The sequence below is a fragment of the Micromonospora craterilacus genome (genome assembly GCF_003236315.1).
Lineage (GTDB): Bacteria > Actinomycetota > Actinomycetes > Mycobacteriales > Micromonosporaceae > Micromonospora > Micromonospora craterilacus.
Genome location: NZ_POTY01000128.1, coordinates 1 through 19,917 on the forward strand (window position 1 = coordinate 1; position 19,917 = coordinate 19,917).

Annotated in this window: 16 protein-coding genes and 1 pseudogene; 11 read left to right on the forward strand and 6 right to left on the reverse strand. The window is 73.2% G+C overall.

Translation table 11 applies throughout. The features are described from left to right. Both C1I95_RS19765 and C1I95_RS19770 read left to right on the forward strand, forming a co-directional pair. On the forward strand, window positions 1-984 hold a 984-nt coding region (locus C1I95_RS19765), incomplete at its 5' end, for an SPFH domain-containing protein (protein ID WP_111215306.1). Next, window positions 981-1,949: a hypothetical protein gene (locus C1I95_RS19770; protein ID WP_233513762.1), complete on the forward strand. Its 969-nt coding sequence runs from the start codon at window positions 981-983 to the stop codon at window positions 1,947-1,949. The genes C1I95_RS19765 and C1I95_RS19770, both read left to right, overlap by 4 nt. Before the next feature lie 71 nt (window positions 1,950-2,020). Here C1I95_RS19770 and C1I95_RS19775 read toward each other — a convergent pair whose 3' ends face one another. From C1I95_RS19775 to C1I95_RS19785, 3 genes are all read right to left on the reverse strand, one after another. Beyond that, window positions 2,021-3,241 carry a hypothetical protein gene (locus C1I95_RS19775; protein WP_111215307.1) on the reverse strand — a complete coding sequence of 407 codons (1,221 nt, stop codon included), beginning with the start codon at window positions 3,239-3,241 and terminating at the stop codon, window positions 2,021-2,023. 85 nt (window positions 3,242-3,326) lie between these two features. Beyond that, window positions 3,327-5,003: a GTPase gene (locus C1I95_RS19780; RefSeq protein ID WP_199523821.1), complete on the reverse strand. Its 1,677-nt coding sequence runs from the start codon at window positions 5,001-5,003 to the stop codon at window positions 3,327-3,329. Then, the gene (locus tag C1I95_RS19785; protein ID WP_111215308.1) at window positions 5,000-6,838 is read right to left on the reverse strand and encodes a GTPase domain-containing protein; all 1,839 of its coding nucleotides are present in this window, start codon (window positions 6,836-6,838) and stop codon (window positions 5,000-5,002) included. The genes C1I95_RS19780 and C1I95_RS19785 overlap by 4 nt, the downstream gene beginning before the upstream one ends. Before the next feature lie 215 nt (window positions 6,839-7,053). Between C1I95_RS19785 and dnaK the strand changes: the two genes are divergently transcribed. The 5 genes from dnaK to C1I95_RS19810 all read left to right on the forward strand — a co-directional run bounded on the left by dnaK (window position 7,054) and on the right by C1I95_RS19810 (window position 11,818). After that, entirely contained in the window at window positions 7,054-8,937 is a 1,884-nt protein-coding gene (dnaK, locus tag C1I95_RS19790; protein ID WP_111215309.1) for a molecular chaperone DnaK, read from the forward strand. Between the two features lie 46 nt (window positions 8,938-8,983). Next, complete coding sequence (gene grpE / locus C1I95_RS19795) at window positions 8,984-9,748, forward strand: nucleotide exchange factor GrpE (protein ID WP_111215310.1); 765 nt, start codon at window positions 8,984-8,986, stop codon at window positions 9,746-9,748. A gap of 85 nt (window positions 9,749-9,833) precedes the next feature. Continuing rightward, window positions 9,834-11,012: a molecular chaperone DnaJ gene (dnaJ, locus tag C1I95_RS19800; protein WP_111215311.1), complete on the forward strand. Its 1,179-nt coding sequence runs from the start codon at window positions 9,834-9,836 to the stop codon at window positions 11,010-11,012. A 28-nt stretch (window positions 11,013-11,040) separates the two neighbouring features. Beyond that, a complete protein-coding gene (locus C1I95_RS19805) occupies window positions 11,041-11,481 on the forward strand; it encodes a heat shock protein transcriptional repressor HspR (RefSeq protein ID WP_111215312.1) in 441 nt (146 codons plus the stop codon). Between the two features lie 118 nt (window positions 11,482-11,599). Next, on the forward strand, window positions 11,600-11,818 hold the full coding sequence (locus C1I95_RS19810; protein WP_111215313.1) for a hypothetical protein: 219 nt from the start codon (window positions 11,600-11,602) through the stop codon (window positions 11,816-11,818). A 94-nt stretch (window positions 11,819-11,912) separates the two neighbouring features. Here the strand turns inward: C1I95_RS19810 and C1I95_RS19815 are convergent, their stop codons facing one another. The 3 genes from C1I95_RS19815 to C1I95_RS19825 all read right to left on the reverse strand — a co-directional run bounded on the left by C1I95_RS19815 (window position 11,913) and on the right by C1I95_RS19825 (window position 14,233). Then, window positions 11,913-12,341: a hypothetical protein gene (locus C1I95_RS19815; protein WP_111215314.1), complete on the reverse strand. Its 429-nt coding sequence runs from the start codon at window positions 12,339-12,341 to the stop codon at window positions 11,913-11,915. Window positions 12,342-12,510: 169 nt separating this feature from the next. After that, window positions 12,511-13,725, reverse strand: a complete 1,215-nt coding sequence (locus tag C1I95_RS19820; protein WP_111215315.1) for a cation:proton antiporter — start codon at window positions 13,723-13,725, stop codon at window positions 12,511-12,513. 7 nt (window positions 13,726-13,732) lie between these two features. After that, the gene (locus C1I95_RS19825; RefSeq protein ID WP_111215316.1) at window positions 13,733-14,233 is read right to left on the reverse strand and encodes a cation:proton antiporter regulatory subunit; all 501 of its coding nucleotides are present in this window, start codon (window positions 14,231-14,233) and stop codon (window positions 13,733-13,735) included. A gap of 55 nt (window positions 14,234-14,288) precedes the next feature. Between C1I95_RS19825 and C1I95_RS19830 the strand changes: the two genes are divergently transcribed. The 4 genes and pseudogenes from C1I95_RS19830 to C1I95_RS34835 form a co-directional block, all read left to right on the forward strand. Continuing rightward, a complete protein-coding gene (locus C1I95_RS19830; protein ID WP_146605767.1) occupies window positions 14,289-15,404 on the forward strand; it encodes a hypothetical protein in 1,116 nt (371 codons plus the stop codon). 299 nt (window positions 15,405-15,703) lie between these two features. Then, complete coding sequence (gene clpB, locus C1I95_RS19835) at window positions 15,704-18,295, forward strand: ATP-dependent chaperone ClpB (RefSeq protein WP_111215318.1); 2,592 nt, start codon at window positions 15,704-15,706, stop codon at window positions 18,293-18,295. A 125-nt stretch (window positions 18,296-18,420) separates the two neighbouring features. Further along, window positions 18,421-18,795: a hypothetical protein gene (locus C1I95_RS19840; protein WP_111215319.1), complete on the forward strand. Its 375-nt coding sequence runs from the start codon at window positions 18,421-18,423 to the stop codon at window positions 18,793-18,795. A 70-nt stretch (window positions 18,796-18,865) separates the two neighbouring features. Next, a pseudogene (locus C1I95_RS34835) lies at window positions 18,866-19,917 on the forward strand (hypothetical protein); the annotation flags it as partial.

Sequence of the window (19,917 nt, forward strand, 5' to 3'; positions counted from 1 at the left end):
GGGCGGGTCCGCCGCGAGGGGGTCGGGCAGTCCTTCTGGTACCGCCCGCTGCGCGCGGTGCTCAGCGAGGTGCCGGTGGACGACCGTGAGCTGCCGCTGCTCTTCCACGCCCGCACCGGCGACTTCGCCGACATCACCGTGCAGGCCACCGTCACCTACCGGGTGGCCGATCCGGCCCTGGCCGCCGGCCGGCTCGACTTCTCGGTGGATCCGCGTACCGGCAAGGCCCGGGCCCGCCCGCTCGACCAGGTGGCCACCCTGCTTGCCGAACTGGCCCAGCAGCCCGCCCTCGACCTGCTCGCCCGGGTTCCGCTGGCTGAGGCGCTGACCACCGTCGCGCCGGTCCGGGAGGCGGTCTCCGCCGCGCTGGCCACCGAGCCGCGGCTGGCCGACATCGGGGTGGCGGTGGTCAGCGCCCGGGTGGTGGCCATCCGGCCCGAGCCGGAGCTGGAACGCGCCCTGCAGACCCCCACCCGGGAGGCGGTCCAGGTCCAGGCCGACCGCGCCACGTACGCCCGCCGGGCCCAGGCGGTCGAGCAGGAACGGGCGATCGCCGAGAACGAGCTCCAGAACAAGATCGAGCTGGCCCGGCGTGAGCAGCAGCTCGTCGAGCAGCACGGGGCCAACTCGCGACGCCGGGTCGAGCTGGAGGCCGCGGCCGAGCTGGCCGGCGCGCAGGGGCGGGCCGAGCGGGAGAAGGTGGCCAACGCGGCCGCCGCCGAACGGGCCCGGGTGCTCGCCGCCGCCGAGGCCGAGAAGGAGCGGGTGCTGGCCGTCGGCAAGGCCGACGGGGTACGCGCGGTCGGGCACGCCGAGGCCGAGGTCGAGGGCGCCAAGCTGGCCGCGTACGCGGACCTCCCGCCGGAGGTGCTGCGGGCCCTGACGATCCGGGAGCTCGCCGGGCAGCTGCCGGAGATCGGGCAGCTCACCGTCACCCCCGACGTGCTGACCGACCTGCTCACCCGGCTGGCCGCGCCCCGATGAGCGCGACCCGGCCCGGCGGGGCCACCACGGGCGAACCGGGCAACGACCGGTGGGCCGGGCCCGGGCTGGCACCCCGGGTGGTGGTGGTCAGCCGGCGCAGCGAGTTGGACGAGCTGCTGGCCCGGCACGGCACCCGGGCCGCCGCGGCCTGGTACCTGGCCGCCCGGGGGCGGGAGTTGGCCGAGGTGGTCGACCGGCACGAGGCTCTCCAGGCGGCGCTGACCACGGTCGGCGCCGCCGTGCCGGCGGACTGGCGGCGCGGTGCGGTGGACCGGGTCGACCTGCCGCGCTTCCTGTTCGGGCCGGAGGACATCGTGGTCGCGGTCGGGCCGGACGGCCTGGTCGCGAACGTCGCGAAGTACCTGAGCGGGCAGCCGGTGATCGGGGTGGACCCGGAGCCGGGGCGCAACGCCGGGGTGCTGGTCCGGCACCGGGCGGGCCAGCTGACCGGCCTGCTACCGGCGGTGGCCGCGAACGCGGCGGGAGTGCAGTCGCGGGCAATGGTCCGTGCCGCGCTCGACGACGGACAGGAACTCGTCGGCCTCAACGAGGTGTACGTCGGCCACGCCTCCCATCAGTCCGCCCGCTACCTGCTCTCGGTGCCCCTGGACGGGCGGGAGCGGCGGGAACGGCACTCCTCCTCCGGTGTGGTGGTGGGCAGCGGTACGGGGGCGACCGGCTGGTGCGCGTCCATCGCGCGCGACCGTCCGGGCGCGCCGCGCCCACCCGCCCCGGAGGAGGAGGCGCTGTGCTGGTTCGTCCGGGAGGCGTGGCCGTCCCCGGTGACCGGGGTGAGTCTCACCGCCGGCCGCCTCGACGGTGCCGCCCGGCTGGAACTGACCGCCGAGTCCGACGGCCTGGTGGTCTTCGCCGACGGCCTGGAATCCGACCGGCTCGCCCTCGACTGGGGGCAGCGCCTCACCGTCGGCGTCGCCCCGCGCCGGCTCGCCCTCGTCGAACCCTGACCGCGGCGCCGCCTCCCAGCCGGCCTGGGCCAGCCAGATACCGCCGGGCGGCGGCCCCGCTTCCCCGGCGATCAGCCGTCGTCGGCGAGGCGATGGCGGTTGGCGTCGATCCAGGCATCGAGGGCGGCCGGGTCGTCCGGGTCGACGCCGTCGGCCATCAGCTGCGCGACGGCGGCGGTCGCCGGGCTGCGCCGCTCGCCGGTGGCGTAGAGCCGGACGAACTCCGGCACCATCTCCTCGATCGCGGCGTCGGTTCCGGTCCCGGCCGACGCGGGCAGCCCGCGCCGGCGGGCCGCGTAACCGGTCCAGGCGCGGAGCACCCGGGGCAGCATCGCTGCGTCGTCCATGTCCAGCACCGCCCGGCGGTGCACCCAGTCCAGCAGGAACAACCCGGCCACCGTCGGGCTCCAGCGCAGTGGGTCGGCGTCCGGGAAGGTGGCCGCGTGGTCGAGCAGCAGGCCGAGGCAGAAGTGCAGGGAGGCCAGTTCCGCGCCGTCGACCGCGTCCAGGCCGGCGCGGGCCGCCTCCGGTGCGGCCAGGAAGCGTCGGATCTCCGCGGCCCGCTCGGCGTCCGGCAGCGGATCGTCGGGCAGCCGGGGCGGTGGGGTCGTCGCGGCGGGCAGGACCGCCAACCGGGCCCCGACCAGCGCGCGATCCGTGGCCAGCGAACTCGTCCCGGGCAGCTGACCCAGGCGGTCGGTGACCGCCAGGTGCCGGGTCACCTCGTCGCGCATCCGGGTCGGGTTCTCCTCCCGGAACCAGGTCAGCTCGTCGGCGGCACACAACTGCCGGACCTGCTCCAGAATCCGGCTGGCCGGCCCGCCGACGAAGACGTCCTTGGTGATGCCGATGTTGTGGTCGACGAGCGCCACCAGCGCGTGTTCCGGCCCGCCGGAGACGTCGTCGTACGCGAAGGTGGCCAGGTACGAGGTCTGGTCGCCGTACACGTCACCGTACGCCCAGGTGCCGGTGAGGTGGACCTTGCCGAGCTGACCTGACCAGGCAGGTGCGGCGGCGCCGGGGCGTACCCGCTCCGCGCCGGTCGCGTCCGGCACCAGGGCGGCGAAGACCGCGCGTACGGTGGTTGCCGCTGCGGTCCGCCGTCGCGAGGTGGCCGCGAGGAATCCGGCCACGAAATCGCGTACCGCCGTGTCCCGATCGGTCTCCGCGACCTCGTACACGCTGCCCAGCAGTGCCGCGCCGAGCATTTCCGCGTCGAGCGCCGAGTCGAGCTTGGTCACGTCGCGTGCGGCGTGCAGCACCGCGTCGTAGGGGGTCAGTGGCGTGGCCATGACCCGACCCTACGCCGCTCGCCGCCCGGTCACGCGGTGAGCGAACCGACCGGCGTGGGCCGGTCTCGGCACGGAGCCGCGAACCTCACCGGTGCCGGGCGACCTCCAGGACGGTCCGGGCGTCGGCGTGTGCGGCGATCACCGCCCGCACCGGGGCGAGCACGTACTCGTCACCGACGAGGGCCACCGCACTGGTCAGTCGCGTCTCGGCCCGTTGGCGGGCCCGCCGGGCTGCCCACCGCGCCAACGGCCGGGTCAGGGCCGCGACCAGCAGCCCGGCCAGCAGTCCACCGAGCAGCAGCAGGGTCGGCGCGGGCACCTCGCCGACCATCGGTGGCCGCAGCTCCGGCAGCCCCAGGGCCCGTAGTGCGTAGCCGAGGACCAGCCAGCCCAGCCCGGCCGCCGCGGCGAGGGTCACCAGCCACTGCAGCCCGCCGACCAGCCGCCACCAGGTCCGGGGCCGGTTCATGCCCAGGTCGGCGCCGGCGACCGCGCGGTCCAGCGCGTCCGGCAGGTCGCCGAGGCGGGCGCGGGCGGCGGTGGCCACCGAGTCCGGCCAGATGCTCGGCAGCCCCGAGGCGGCCCGCTCGGTCACCGTACGCAGCGCCAGCGCCAGCGCGGACTTGTCGGCGGCGCTGGGCTCGGGTACGGACGTCGCGGCGACCAGGCTCTCCGCCGGGTCGCCCGGCGGGCCGGACAGGTGCAGCCGGCGCAGCGGGTCGGGGCGCAGCCGCCGCCAGATCCGGGTCAGCGGCCAGCCGGTGGCCGACGCGGCCCGGTGCCGGTACGCCTGCTCGACCGCCGCCACGACCGCCGGCACCCCCGCCACGGCACCCAGCGCCCGGTCCAACGCGTCGACCGCGGGATCGTCCGGGGCGAGCGCCGGCCGGGGTGCCCCGACCATCTCGTCCAGCGCGGCGACCACGGCGTCCACGTCCCCGGAGAGTCGGCGCAGTGCGGCCTGCCGCTCGGCGACGGTGCGTTCCAGCGCCGCCCGCAGCCCGTCCGGCCCGGTCGGGTCGGCGACGGTGGAGGCCAGCAGCGGCACCTCGTCCAGCCCGTCCTTGTCGAGCAGCCGGCGCAGGTCGGCCAGCACCCGGGGCACGTCGGCGGCGGGTAGCCGGTCGGTCTGGTTGAGCACGACCAGGGTGACGTCCCGGTGCTGGTGGAACTCGCGGAGGTAGCTGCGGTGCACCACCCGGTCGGCGTACTTCTGCGGGTCGACCACCCAGACCACGAGGTCCACCAGGCCGAGCAGCCGGTCCACCTCCAGCCGGTGCGCGTGCTGCACGGAGTCGAAGTCCGGCAGGTCGAGCAGGATCAGCCCGTGCAGGGTGGACTCGTCGTCGCCGTCCAGCACGCTCTCCCGGACGAACCGGTGCCGGGGCAGCACACCGAGCCAGTCGAGCAGCCGGGTGCCCCCGTCGAGCGGCCCCCAGACGCAGGCGTGGGTCACGCCGGTGGTCGGCCGGCGTACCCCGACGGGCGACAGGTCCATCCGGGCCATCGCGTTGAACAGGCTCGACTTGCCGCTGCCGGTCGCACCGGCCAGCGCCACGACGGTGTGATCGCGGGACAGCGACAGCCGGGTCCCGGCCCGCTCGACCAGCGTGCGCGCCGGGACGAGCGGGGTGTCCGGCAGGTGGCCGTCGACGATGCCGAGGAACCGGTGCACCGCCTCCAGCCGGGCCACCAACTGGTCCGGGTCCACCGGCCCGTCGGCCCGGAACGCCTCCCGCAGGCGCTCGCCGATGCCGGTCACGGCTGTCCCTGGTCGGTCGCCGGGGTGCTCAGCGCGGGGGCGGCGAATCCGCTGTGCAACCGGGCCGTCTCCACCTGTTCGGCCGCCTGGCGCAGCGCCATCGCGGCCTGGGCCGCCGGCCGCGCCTGGTCGGTCCGGGCGAGGTAGCGGGCGGCCTCGGAGTCCAGCAGGGCCCGGGTCCGCTCCAGCAGGTCTTCCCGGGCCTTGCCAGCCAGCGTACGCACGGCCTGGTCGCCGAAGATCGCTTGGAGCACGGCCTGCCCGGCGACGGTGGTGCCGGCCCCGGTGGCGACCTCCAGTCCGGTCGGGATGAACGCGGTGGAGGCGAAGACCGCGATCATCACGGCCAGCCCGGTGGCGTTCACCGCGTACGCCGCCGTCCGGGCCACGAAGCGCCGGTCGCCGCCCTCGGCCCGGACCAGCTCCAGCACGCCGCGCTGCCAGTCCCGGACCAGCCGCTCGGCGCGTTCGGGCAGGTCAGGCGAGTGTTGGGCGAGGTCCGGTTCGAGCAGTGCGGCCCCGGCCGGGTGGGCCTTCCATCCGGTGTACGCGTGGTCGGCCGCCTCGGCTGCCACGCCCCGCAGCAGGGTGACCAGCTGGGACTCGATCGCGTCGCGCAGCTCGACGGCCGGTGCCGGCCGTCGGCTGAACGCGGCCGTGATCCGGTCCCGCAGCCGGCCGATCCGTGCCTCCAGGGTGCGGAAGAACTCGCTGGTGCCGATGAACTCCTGCCAGCGGGCGAGCACCTCGCCGCGGAGCAGCCGTCCGTCGCGCAGCCCCTGTTCGACGGTGTGGTTCGCGGCCCGGTACGCGGCGCGTACCCGTTCGTCCAGCGCGTCGGCGGCGGCCACCTGCTCGTCGGCGGCCCCGGCCAGACTCTCCACGGCCGGTTGCAGGGCGGCCAGCGCGCCGCCCAGGGTCTGCCGGATCACCGCCGAGCGGGCGTCCGCGTCGGCGGCGAGCCGGGCGAACCAGTCCGCCAGGGGCGTGGTGATCCGGCCGGGCAGCAGGCCCTGCCCGTCGACCCAGGTTTCCGGCAGGACGAACAGCGGCGCCGAGCCGAGACCCTGCTCGGCGAGCATCTCGGCGAGGTGGGCGGCGACCTCGTCGGTGGCCTCCGCCGGCACCCGGTCGAGCACCAGGGCGATCACCGCGCCCCGGGCCCGCGCGCCGTGCAGCAGCTCCCAGGGCACCGCGTCGGCGTACCGGGCGGCGGTGGTGACGAAGAGCCAGAGGTCGGCCGCGGCGAGCAGTTGGCCGGCCAGCGCCCGGTTGGCGTCGACCACCGAGTCGATGTCGGGGGCGTCCAGGAACGCCAGCCCGGGGGCGAGCGCCGGGGCGGTGACCAGATGCAGGGTGCGCGGATTCTCGCTGGGCTGGTTGGTGCGGGTCAGCCCGGGCAGCAGTTCGCCCCGGCGGAACCAGGGCGAGTCGGCCGGATTGCAGACCAGAACCGGCGAGCGGGTGGTGGGCCGCAGCACCCCGGCGGCGCTGACCCGGGCCTGCACCAGGCTGTTGACCAGAGTCGACTTGCCGGCGCCGGTGGACCCGCCGACCACCACGAGCAGCGGCGCGTCGAGGCGGGAGAGTCGGGGCAGCAGGTAGTCGTCGAGCTGGTCGGTGAGGGCGGCGCCGATCCGCCCGGCCGGCTCGGCCGAGGGCAGGGCCAGCGGGAATCGGGCCGCCCCGATCGCGGCCCGCAGGCCGGTCAGGGCGTCGGGCAGGGTGTCGTCCCCGGTGGCCGCGGGCCGGTCCTCCCCGCCGTCGGTGAAGCCGGTGCGGGCTGCGACGGCGGGCGCGCCGGAGCGTGAGGCGGAATCGCCGTTCGACGTCACCGCTAAAGCGTGCCCGACCGACACAAGTAAGACAACCAGTCGGTAGCATGCACTGAGTTGCGCCTATCCGACTCAACCTTGACTTGACGATTTCCGGGGGCGTGGCACTATTGAGTCAAGTTCACTCAACTTGAGGTGGGGTCGCTGCGGGCGGCGCCCGCCAGGCAGGGCGACGGTCGGTCACCTGCTCAACGTTACGAAGCGAGGAAGCGAAGATGGCACGTGCGGTCGGTATCGACCTCGGCACGACGAACTCCTGCGTCAGCGTTCTGGAGGGCGGTGAGCCCACCGTCATCGCCAACGCTGAAGGCTCGCGGACGACCCCGTCGATCGTCGCGTTCGCCCGCAACGGCGAGGTGCTCGTCGGCGAGGTGGCCAAGCGCCAGGCGGTGACGAACCCGGACCGGACGATCCGCTCGGTCAAGCGGGAGATCGGCACCAACTGGTCCGTCGACATCGACGGCAAGAAGTACACCCCGCAGGAGATCTCGGCCCGGACGCTGATGAAGCTCAAGCGGGACGCCGAGGCGTACCTGGGCGAGCAGATCACCGACGCGGTGATCACCGTCCCGGCCTACTTCAACGACGGCCAGCGCCAGGCCACCAAGGAGGCCGGTGAGATCGCCGGCTTCAACGTGCTGCGGATCGTCAACGAGCCGACCGCGGCCGCCCTGGCGTACGGGCTGGACAAGGGCTCCAAGGAGCAGACCGTCCTGGTCTTCGACCTCGGCGGCGGCACCTTCGACGTGTCGCTGCTGGAGCTGGCCGAGGGTGTCATCGAGGTCAAGTCGACCAGCGGTGACAACCTGCTCGGTGGCGACGACTGGGACCAGCGGGTCATCGATCACCTGGTCAAGACCTTCCGTGGCGAGCACGGCATCGACCTGTCGCAGGACAAGATGGCGATGCAGCGGCTCAAGGAGGCCGCCGAGAAGGCCAAGATCGAGCTCTCCGCCGCCGCCACCACCAACATCAACCTGCCGTACATCACCGCTGGCGCGGCCGGCCCGCTGCACCTGGACGTGACTCTCAGCCGGGCCGAGTTCCAGCGGATGACGCAGGACCTGCTGGACCGCTGCAAGGGCCCGTTCGAGCAGGCCGTCAAGGACGCGGGAATCAAGGTCGCCGACGTCGAGCACGTGATCCTGGTCGGCGGCTCGACCCGGATGCCGGCCGTGACCGAGCTGGTCAAGCAGCTCACCGGCCGCGAGCCCAACAAGGGCGTCAACCCGGACGAGGTCGTCGCCGTCGGCGCCGCCCTGCAGGCCGGTGTGCTCAAGGGCGAGGTCAAGGACGTCCTGCTGCTCGACGTGACCCCGCTGAGCCTGGGCATCGAGACCAAGGGCGGCATCTTCACCAAGCTGATCGAGCGCAACACCACCATCCCGACCAAGCGCTCCGAGGTCTTCACCACCGCCGACGACAACCAGCCGTCGGTCCTGATCCAGGTCTTCCAGGGCGAGCGTGAGATCGCCGCGTACAACAAGAAGCTCGGCACCTTCGAGCTGACCGGCCTCCCGCCGGCCCCGCGCGGTGTGCCGCAGATCGAGGTCACCTTCGACATCGACGCCAACGGCATCGTCAACGTGCACGCCAAGGACCTGGGCACCGGCAAGGAACAGAAGATGACCATCACCGGCGGCTCCTCGCTGCCGAAGGATGACATCGAGCGGATGCGCCGCGACGCCGAGGAGCACGCGGAGGAGGACAAGCGCCGCCGCGACGAGGCCGAGAGCCGCAACGTGGCCGAGGCCCTGCAGTGGCAGACCGAGAAGTTCCTCGCCGAGAACGGTGACAAGCTGCCCGCCGAGAACCGGGAGAAGCTCAACGAGGCCCTCGGTGAGCTGCGTGGTGCCCTCGGCGGCAGCGACATCGATAAGATCAAGTCGGCGCACGAGCGGCTGGCGCAGGTCTCCCAGGAGGCGGGCTCGCTGCTCTACGCCCAGCAGGCCGAGCAGGGCCAGTCGGGTGGCGCGGCCGGTGCCGGCGGTGCCGCGGGTGCCACCGGTGCCGATGCCGGTGGTGCGCAGGCCGGCGGCGCGCGGCCCGGTGCGGACGACGTGGTCGACGCGGAGATCGTGGACGAGGACAAGAAGTGACGCTCCTCGCGGCACGAGTCCACGGGCAGAGGGATGAGGTAGTCGTATGACGGAGAAGCCCCGAGCCGCCGATCCGGGTGCCACCGGGTCGGCGTCGGGTGGCCCGGCGTCCGAGCCGGCCGCCGGCGACGCGCCGCGGGTCGTCATCCGCAACAACCGCAAGATCAGCCAAACCCCGGAGCCGGACGGTACGGCCGCCGACGCCGGGTCGGACGCCCCGGCCGAGGGTCTGGTCGAGGACGCCGAGGTCGTGGTCGACGCGATCGAGGTCGAGGCGGCCGCGCTGAGCGAGCCGTCCACGGACGGCCCGCCGGTGGTGGACTCGCCGGCTCAGCCGGCCGGGGAACCGTCGGCCGGCGAGCCGTCGGAAGCCGCCGGTGCCGAGCTGGAGGCGGTCCGTGCCGACCTGGAGGAGCGCACGCGGGACCTGCAGCGGGTGTCGGCCGAGTACGCCAACTACCGCAAGCGGGTCGAGCGTGACCGTGGCCTGGTCACCGAGCAGGCGACCGCGGCTGTGCTCGCCGCGCTGCTGCCGATCCTGGACGACCTGGACCGGGCCCGGGAACACGGTGACCTGGTCGGCCCGTTCGGCTCGGTGGCCGAGCAGCTGACCACCGCGCTGGGCAAGTTCGGGTTGACCCCGTTCGGTGAGCAGGGCGACCCGTTCGACCCGACGCTGCACGAGGCGGTGGCCCACCAGACCTCGGCCGACGTCACCGAGCCCACCTGCGTACAGGTGATGCGTCGGGGCTACCAGATCGGTGAGCGACTGCTGCGGCCCGCGCTGGTCGCGGTCGCCGACCCGGAATAGTGCGCGACGGTGACCGGACCGTCCCGCCCGCCGTGACCCGGCGGGCGGGACGGTCCGGGTCCAGAGGTGGGGAGGAGGTGCCCGGGTGAGTTCCAAGGACTGGATCGAGAAGGACTACTACGCGGTCCTGGGCGTGACGAAGACCGCCCCCGCCGATGAGATCAAGAAGGCGTACCGGAAGCTGGCCCGCGAGTCGCATCCGGACCACAATCCCGGTGACCCCAAGGCCGAGGAGCGCTTCAAGGCGTTCTCCGAGGCGTACGCGGTACTCGGCGACGACGCGAAGCGCCGCGAGTACGACGAGATGCGTTCGTTGTTCGGGTCGGGCGCGTTCCGGCGTGGCGCGCGCCCGCCGGGCCAGCCGGGCGGTGGCGCGCCGTTCGACGTCTCCGACCTGTTCGGCGGCGCGTCGTCGGGCGGTGGCCGATTCGCCGGTGGTGGCATCTCCGACCTGTTCAGCTCGATCTTCTCGGGCGGCGCGGGAGGCGGCGGCGCCCTCGGTCCGGCGCGAGGCCGCGACGTCGAGACCGAGGTGGCGCTCGACTTCCACGACGCCGTCCGGGGGGTGACCCTGCCGCTGACACTGCGGGCCCCCGGGGTCTGCGACACCTGCCACGGCAACGGCGCCAAGCCGGGCACCCAGCCGAGGACCTGCCCGGTCTGCCAGGGCGCCGGGGTGACCACCCGCAACCAGGGGGCGTTCAGCTTCTCCGAGCCGTGCCGCAACTGCCAGGGCGTCGGCACGGTGGTGGACGAGAAGTGCCCGGAGTGCCAGGGCACCGGCGGGGTGACCAAGACCCGTACGCTCAACGTCCGCTTCCCCGCCGGGGTGGCCGACGGCCAGCGGATCCGGCTGGCCGGCCGAGGCGAGCCGGGTGAGCGCGGCGGCCCGGCGGGTGATCTGTTCGTGCACGTCAAGGTGCGGCCGGACGAGATCCTCGGGCGCACCGGCGACGACCTCACGCTGACCGTCCCGATCACGTTCGCGGAGGCGGTGCTCGGCACCGACCTGCGGGTACCGACCCTGGACGGGGCGGTGACCCTCCGGGTGCCGCCGGGTACGCCGAGCGGGCGGATCCTGCGGGCGCGCGGCAAGGGGGTGAGCCGCCGGGACGGTCAGGTCGGCGACCTGCTGGTCACGCTCGACGTGGTGGTGCCGGCGGGAGTGTCCGACGAGGCGCGGGCGGCGCTCGAGACGTTCGCCGCGCAGACCCCGCCGGCGGCTCGGGAACATCTTGACGCGCGGGTGCGTCGATTCGGTTGATCGGTGAAGCGGTGCGGAGGTGAGCGGGATGGCGGACGGGTTCGTCGGTTCGGATGACCCTGCCTACGAGGCCAAGGTGCTGATGATCTCGGTTGCGGCCCGGATGGCGGGGATGCACCCGCAGACGCTGCGCCAGTACGACCGGCTCGGCCTGGTGCAGGCCGGCCGGGCGGCCGGTGGTGGGCGCCGGTACAGCGTCCGGGACGTGGTGCTGCTGCGCGAGGTGCAGCGGCTCAGTCAGGACGACGGGGTCAACCTCGCCGGGATCAAGCGGATCATCGGCCTGGAGCAGCTGCTGGAGCAGGCGCAGCAACGGGTCGCCCAGATGGAGGCCGAGCTGGAGGCCGCGTACCGCCGGATGGCCGAGCTGGAGTCGCTGGCCCGCTTCCCCGGCCGCGACCTCGTACCGACCAACCAGACCTCCACCGCCCTGGTGGTCTGGCGTCCCCGCCGCAGCCCCGGCCGCTGACCCTCGCCCGCCGCCGGCGCAGTTCGGCAAACCCGAGCGCGGGCCGGGTTGTCTCCGCTAGCCTCGAAAAATCAGGTCCAACCATCTCAATCCGGACTCCGATCTGGCGGGGGGAGCCATGACGGAATCGGCTAAGAAGGTGGCCGAATCGGCGGAGCATCGGCTCGACCGCTTGGCCGAGGACGTCCGAATGCGATTCGACCGGATCACCAAGGGACGCTTCGCCGACCAGGTCAGGAGCGGCCGGTTCAGCGGTCAGGGCGGTCAGGGCGGCCACGGCCCGGGCCAGGCGCGTTCCGGGCAGCATCGCCGCGAGCGGGGCGGGTCGGCACGCTGACGATCCGCCGACGTGCGGGCCGGGAGCCACGGGGGGTCCCGGCCCGTTCGCCGGGCATGGCCGGGCCACACCCCACCGCAAAAACCAGGACGACCTAGAGCCGCCGGCCCTCCCGAACCAGGCCGCCCTCGCACCAGTCCCGGTAGACGAACAGATCCGGCCGGGACAGCAGGGTCCGGCTGTTGTGCGCCCAGACACGCATCATCTCGTCGCCGTTCCGCTCGGCCTGGTCCACCAGCTTGCGGAAGCGCCGCTTCGGATGGGCCCGGAAGTTCGTCCGGATCCCGTCGGCGGCGTAGATGTAGAGGCAGTGCAGTGCGAACCGCCGCGCCGGACAGCTTCCGTCCATGGCCAGTTCGAACAGCGTCATCACCAGCCGGTCACCGGAGACCAGCAGGTCCCAGTCCGGCGGCATGGACGTCAACGGCACCGAATCGGGGTGGTACGCCCACGCTCGCAACTCCGCCGGGGTCGGGTCGACGGGGTTGGCAAAGCCGTGGAACGCTGACTCCTGCACGCTCACCGGCCGACCTTCCGCTCTCGCCCGCGGAGGCGTCGGCCCACCGCGAACCCTGGCTGCTGGGGCGACACGGTAACGCGGTACCGGTGAGTACGGGTAGCCCCTCCAGGAAGCAATTCGGCATCTGTTGGACGGGTCGGGTCGCCCTGACGGTCGACCCGACCGTCAGCCGTCACGCTCGGTCCGCCGTCGAAGCCGCCGTCCGGGCCCGCTGTAGCGCCGCCCGGGCCCGCAGCCACCGCTTGAACCAGGCGAAATCCGGCAGCCGGGCCAACATCGGCCCGGTCACGACCGTGATCAGCACGTAGGTCGCGGCGAGCGCCGCCAGTTTCGGCTCGACGCTGCCGGCGCTCACCGCGAGCCCGGCGATGACGATGGAGAATTCACCCCGGGGCACCAGCGCCAGCCCGGTGCGCCAGCGACCCGGCTCGGCGATGCCGGCCCGCCGCGCCGCCAGGTAGCCGGTCAGCGTCTTGGTCCCCATGGTGACCACCGCCAGCAGCAGTGCGGGCAGTAGCACCGGCGGGATGTGCCGTGGGTCGGTGGCCAGCCCGAAGAAGACGAAGAAGACGGCGGCGAACAGGTCGCGCAGCGGGGACAGCAGTTCGGTGGCGTGGTGGGCCACCGGGCCGGAGAGCGCGATGCCGACCAGGAACGCGCCGACCGCCGCCGACACCTGGAGCTGCGCCGCGACCCCGGCCACCAGCAGGGTCAGGCCGAGCACCCCGAGCAGCAGCGCCTCGGCGTTGTCGGCGGACATGGCCTTGGAGATGAGGTTGCCGTAACGGAGCGCGACCACCAGCACCGTGACCACCGTCAGCACGGCGATCCCGAGCGCGACGCCGCCCTTGACCAGTCCGACGCCGGCCAGCAGCGCGGTCGCCAGCGGCAGGTAGAACGCCATCGCCAGGTCCTCGACCACGAGCACCGAGAGGATCACCGGCGTCTCCCGGTTTCCGAGCCGGCCCAGGTCGGCCAGGATCTTGGCGATCACGCCGGAGGACGAGATCCAGGTGATCCCGCCGAGCACCACGGCGGCCACCCAGCCCCAGCCGAGCAGCAGGGCGAACGCCGCGCCCGGCAGCGCGTTGAGCACCGCGTCGATCAGCCCGGCCGGCGCGGCCGACCGCAGGTTGCCGACCAGTTCGTCCGCCGAGTACTCGAGACCGAGCATCACCAGCAGCAGGATCACGCCGATCTCCGCACCGATGGCGAAGAACTCCTCGCTGGCGCTCAGTTCCAGGACGCCGCCGTGACCGAACGCCAGCCCCGCGAGCAGGTACAGCGGGATCGGCGAGAGCCCGACCCGGCGGCCGAGCCGGCCGAGCAGCCCGAGCAGGAACAGCAGCGCGCCCACCTCGATGAGCAGGCTGGTGAAATCGTGCATCCGCGCCTCAGCCGGTGAGGTCGTTGTCGGCGAAGATCGCCCCCACCCCGTCCAGGCCCTGCCGGTTGCCGACGACGACCACCACGTCGCCCGCCGCGAAGCGGAAGGTGGGCACCGGCGAGACGATCACTTCGCCGGCGCGCAGGATGGCCACGATCGAGGCACCGGTACGGGAGCGGACCTTCGCGTCGCCCAGCGGCCGGTTGACGTAGACCGACGAGGCCGGGATCGCGATCTGCTCGGTGAGCAGCCCGGCGGCCTGCTCGCGCAGCCCGGAGAGCTGCCCGAGGATCAGCGACGCGCCGAGGATGTCGGCGAGCGCCTCCGCCTCGTCGTCGGTGAGCGGAATGTCCGCTGAGCAGCCGTCCGGATCGTCCGGGTCGTACAGGACCAGGTCGCGGCGACCATTGCGGTGGGAGACCACCCCCAGCCGGCGGCCGGATTCCGTCACCATGTCGTGACGTACGCCGATCCCCGGTAGGGCAGTCTGTTCGACACGTACTCGCACGCGCTCAGGCTACTCCCGGGACGGAGGCGGAATGATTGCGCGCCGGACTCATTGGTTGCCACTGTTTGCCCTGGTAGTGATCGTGTCGGGCTGCTCGATCGGGGACGTCCGCCGGACTCCGCCCGCGCCGACCTCGTCCGCGCCGACGCCGGCCAGCACCGACCCGTCCGGACCGCCGCCGTCCCCCGCGCCCGTCGCGGAGACCCGCCGGACCCGGCTGGCCGTCCCCGAGCGGTACGACCCGCCGTTCGTCGAGTTCGTCGACGCCGAGCAGGGGTACGCCCTCTTCGGCGCGTGCGACGGCCGCCCGCCCGGCCCGGACTGTCGCGCACTGCTCTGGTCGACCCGGGACGGCGGCCGGACCTGGCAGCGGTTGCGCCACCCGAAGCCGGTCGCCGACAACCAGCAGATGTACGCCGCCCCAGGCGTGTTGGCCCTGTGGGCCGAACCGCACGGCTGGTGGACGTCCACCGACAACGGCAAGACCTTCCGGCACACCCCGGGTGAGAAGTCGCCTCCGCAGTGGCAGGCGGCTCAGGGGCGGTTCCAGCTCATCGTGGACTCGGGAAAGGTCGGCCGCTGGGACGGCAGGAAGCTGCGCCCGCTGCCCGCGCAACCGCCGGTACCCGTGCTGAACACGGTCGCCGAGGGTGACGGGCGAATAGTGACCCAGGACGGCACCGAGTACGGCGGGCCGCTGGTGGTCGCGGGAGCGGGGGAGGACGGCCGCCTGCACACCGCGATCTCCATCGACGAGGGGCGGAGCTGGCAGAAGACTCCGGTGCCGGCCCCCGAAGGCGAGGTGGGCGTGCTCCGGGTGCAGGCGGTCGGCGAACTCTGGCTGATCGGCGAGCGGCCCGACCGGACGAGCTTCCCGGCGCTGTGGCGGCTCGAAGGCCGGGACTGGAAGCTGGTGTCCGCCGAGGGGCACCCGCCGAGGGGGTGGGCGGTCCCGCTCGGTGGCGGGATCGCGGCGGTGGTCAGCCCGCGCGGCGCCGGCGCGGTGGCCGAAGGCCGGTACGTGGACCTGCCCTGGCCGCTCACCGGCGATCACCTCCTGCGGTTGCTGCCCGACGGCACCCTGTTCGCGGGCGCCCAGGAGGAGATCCTGCTGGGTGTCGGCACCTTCGCCGACCTCACCTGGACGGCCGTGATCCTCGAAACGGACTGACCCGCTCCCGACTTCGAGATTGGCCCCTGCGATCTCGCATGTCGGGACGCGGTTCGGTCCGCGCAGTCAAGATCGTGCTCGATCCGGGATCGAGTGGTGTCGAGGTCGACGGGAGGCCACTCGATCCAGCATCGAGCACGATCTTGCCAAGACGCCAACAGTCCTACTGCATGATCGACGGATCGGTCTCGTAACGGCTGCGGGTCTGGAGTGGTGCAGATCACAGGCTTGGTCTTGAGTGGAATAGGCTCAACTCTGGTTCTGTCGGTATCAGTGGACACACCGATCCAGGGGAGCCCATGAACACCGAACGCCTCACCACCAAGAGCCGCGAGACCATCACCGGTGCCGTCGCCCTGGCCAACCAGCGTGGGCACGCCACCGTGGAGCCGTGGCACCTGCTGCTGGCGCTGCTGGACACCGAGGGCTCGACCGCGGCCGGTCTGCTGCGCGCCGCCGGGGCCGACCCGGCCGAGCTGCGCCGGGCCGCCGAGCGCGCCGTGGAGGCGCTGCCCGCCGCCCGCGGCTCCAGCATCGCCGAGCCGACCCTGGCTCGCGAGTTCGTCAACGCCATCGGTGCCGCCGAGCAGATCGCCCGGCCGCTGGGCGACGAGTACACCTCCACCGAGCACCTGCTGGCCGGGCTGGCCCGGGTCGGCGGCGCCGTCTCCGGCGCGCTGAAGGGGGCCGGTGCCACCGAGGAGACGCTGGTCGCCGCCTTCCCCACGGTTCGTGGCGGGGACCGTCGGGTGACCACCGCCGACCCGGAGCAGACCTATCAGGCCCTGGCCAAGTACGGCGTCGACCTGACCGCGAGCGCCCGGGACGGCAAGATCGACCCGGTGATCGGCCGCGATTCCGAGATCCGTCGGGTGATCCAGGTGCTGTCCCGGCGTACCAAGAACAACCCGGTGCTGATCGGCGAGCCCGGTGTCGGCAAGACCGCCATCGTCGAGGGCCTGGCCCAGCGGATCGTCGCCGGAGACGTGCCCGAGTCGTTGCGCGACAAGAAGCTGGTCTCGCTCGACCTCGGCGCGATGGTGGCCGGTGCGTCGTACCGGGGCCAGTTCGAGGAGCGACTCAAGTCCGTGCTGGAGGAGATCAAGAACTCCGACGGGCAGGTCATCACCTTCCTCGACGAACTGCACACGGTGGTCGGTGCCGGCAAGGGCGAGGGCTCGATGGACGCCGGCAACATGCTCAAGCCGATGCTGGCCCGCGGCGAGCTGCGCATGGTCGGCGCCACCACGCTGGACGAATACCGCGAGCACATCGAGAAGGACCCGGCTCTGGAGCGCCGCTTCCAGCCGGTGCTGGTGGGCGAGCCGACCGTCGAGGACACCATCGGCATCCTGCGCGGGCTCAAGGAGCGCTACGAGGTGCACCACGGCGTACGCATCACCGACGCCGCCCTGGTCGCCGCCGCCGCCCTCTCCGACCGGTACATCACCGACCGGTTCCTGCCGGACAAGGCGATCGACCTGGTCGACGAGTCCGCGTCCCGGCTCCGGATGGAGATCGACTCCCGTCCGGTGGAGGTGGACGAGATCGAGCGGGCCGTGCGCCGGCTGGAAATCGAGGAGATGGCGCTGGCCAAGGAGCCGGACGCCGCCTCCGCTGAGCGCCTCGAACGGCTGCGCAAGGAGCTGGCCGACAAGCGCGAGCAGCTCACCGCGCTCTCCGAGCGCTGGCAGCTGGAGAAGAGTCACATCACCAAGCTCTCCACCGCCAAGGAGGAACTGGAGCGGCTCGGTGGCGAGGCCGAGCGGGCCGAGCGCGACGGCGAGCTGGAGCGCGCCGCCGAGCTGCGGTACGGCCGCATCCCCGCGCTCAAGGCCGAGCTGGCCCGGGCCGAGGAGGAACTGGCCCGGCTCCAGTCCGACGGCGCGATGCTCAAGGAGGAGGTCGGCGCGGACGACATCGCCGCCGTCGTCGCCTCCTGGACCGGCATCCCCGCCGGCCGGCTGCTGGAGGGCGAGACCGCCAAGCTGCTGCGGATGGAGGAGTCGCTGGGCGAGCGCGTGGTCGGCCAGGCCGAGGCGGTCGGCGCGGTCTCCGACGCGGTACGCCGGGCCCGGGCCGGCGTCGCCGACCCGGACCGTCCGACCGGCAGCTTCCTCTTCCTCGGCCCGACCGGAGTCGGCAAGACCGAGCTGGCCAAGGCGCTCGCCGAGTTCCTCTTCGACGACGAGCGGGCCATGGTCCGCATCGACATGAGCGAGTACGGCGAGAAGCACTCCGTGGCCCGCCTGGTCGGTGCCCCGCCCGGCTACGTCGGGTACGAGGAAGGCGGCCAGCTCACCGAGGCGGTGCGCCGTCGCCCGTACTCGGTGATCCTGCTCGACGAGGTGGAGAAGGCCCACCCGGACGTCTTCGACGTCCTGCTCCAGGTGCTCGACGACGGCCGGCTCACCGACGGTCAGGGCCGCACGGTCGACTTCCGCAACGCGATCCTGATCCTCACCTCGAACCTCGGGTCCTCGGTGATCGGCGACCTGACGCTCGCCGAGGAGCAGCGCCGCGAGGGCGTCCTCGCGGTGGTCCGGGCGCACTTCAAGCCGGAGTTCCTCAACCGGCTCGACGACATCGTGGTCTTCGCCGCCCTTCACGGCGACGACCTGCGGGCCATCGTGGACATCCAGTTGGCGCGGATGCGGAAGCGTCTCGCGGACCGTCGGTTGTCGTTGGACGTCACCGACACCGCGCGCACCTGGCTCGCCGAGCACGGGTACGACCCGATCTACGGTGCCCGCCCGCTGCGCCGGCTGGTCCAGTCCGCGATCGGCGACCAGCTCGCCAGGGCCCTGCTCGCCGGCCAGATCCGCGACGGCGACACGGTGCGGGTCGACCTCGCCGACGGCAAGGACGGCCTTGCGGTGACGGCCGCCTGACCGCGGCCCGGTGCGGGGGCCCACGACCTGGGTCCCCGTATCCGGCTCGGGCTCCGTCCATCGGGGGTCCGACGCCTCGTGTTTCTGACGGGCGGATCCGGGCCGTCGGGGCGAGGATGGGAGGCATGTCGGGGAGTGAGCAGGACTCGGAGTTGACGGCGGCCGTCGCGGAACTTGCTGTGGCGGGCAGGGTCGCGTTCGGCGGAGTGGGGATCGTGGGGTCGTTGTTGCCGGAGACCGAGGCGTACCAGCGGGTCGCGGCGGCTGCGGCCGACCACCCGGAGGAGGTACGCCAGCAGCTCGACCACCTGCTGGCGACCGCCGAACCGGCGGGCCGGGTGTACGCCGCCACCCTGCTGGAGCAGCTCGACCCGGCGGCCGGCCGGGCGGCCTGGACCGCGATGCGCGCTGACCCGGCGGAGCTGCACACCGCCACCGGCTGCGTCCTGGACAGCACGACGGTCGGAGAGTACGCCGCGGAGCGGCTCGCCGGAGCGTGATCCATCCGCCCGGTCAAGTCCGTCCGATCGGTGCTGCCCGCGCTTGCGGCCGGGCCTTACCGTCCGTGCCATGACCGCGACCGCCGAGTCTCCGGCCGCCGTTCCCCCGCCCCGACCGCCTCGCCCGGCCACCGTCACCGTCGCCTTCTGGCTCCAACTCGCCGCCGCGTTGGTCCTGCTCGGACTCGTCGCGCTGGTGGTCGTCGAGGCGATCCACTGGGACGCCTCGATCGACCGGGCCGTGCGGCAGGTTCCCGACGCCGACCCGAACGAGGTACGCGGTGAGCGCTGGACCAACATCACCATGTCGATGGTCCTCGCCGTACCCCTCCTGCTGTTCGCACTCGCGTACGCGCTGACGGCACCCCGGGTACGCCAGGGCAGCAACACCGCCCGGATCATGGTCTTCGTGGCCGGCGGAGCCCAGCTGCTGCTCTGCGCCGTGCCGGCCTGCTTCGCCTCATTCCTGCTGCCGTTCGGCTTCATGCTGAGCATCCCCGAGGAGCCCTACATCGACGACCTGCCGCCGGAAGACGACTTCTGGTCGGCGTCGGACTTCAGCGAGGCCCTGTACGGCGCGCAGGACCCGTTCGACGGGGTGCTCTTCCCGCTGACCGGCCTGGGTGTGGTGGCGCTGTTGCTGCTCACCGCGGCCGTGGTGCTGCTGCTGGCGCTGCCACCGGCGCACCGCTGGTTCGTGCCGAAGGCCGAGCAGGGTGCGCCGCCGCGCCTGTCCACCGCAGCCGGCCTGGCCACGCACCTCGCCGCCTACGCCGTGCCAGCCGGCTACCCGCTGCCTCCCGGCTACCCGCTGCCTCCCGGCTACCTCCCGCCAGCGGACCAGCCGCCTGCGCCCGGCTACTCGCCAGCCCCCGGCTACCCGGCGGGTTATCCGGCAGCATCGGGTTACCCGACGGGCTATCCGGCGGTACCCGGTTATCCGCCACCGCCCGGTTATCCGGACCCAGCGGGATACCCGACATGGCCCGGCTACCCGACCGCGACTGCCTATCCGGCCCCACCCGGGTATCCGGCCCCACCCGGGTATCCGGCCCCACCCGGGTATCCGGCTCCGCCCGGCACCTGGCCGGATCCGTCGGCCCACTTCGCGCAGAACCCGGC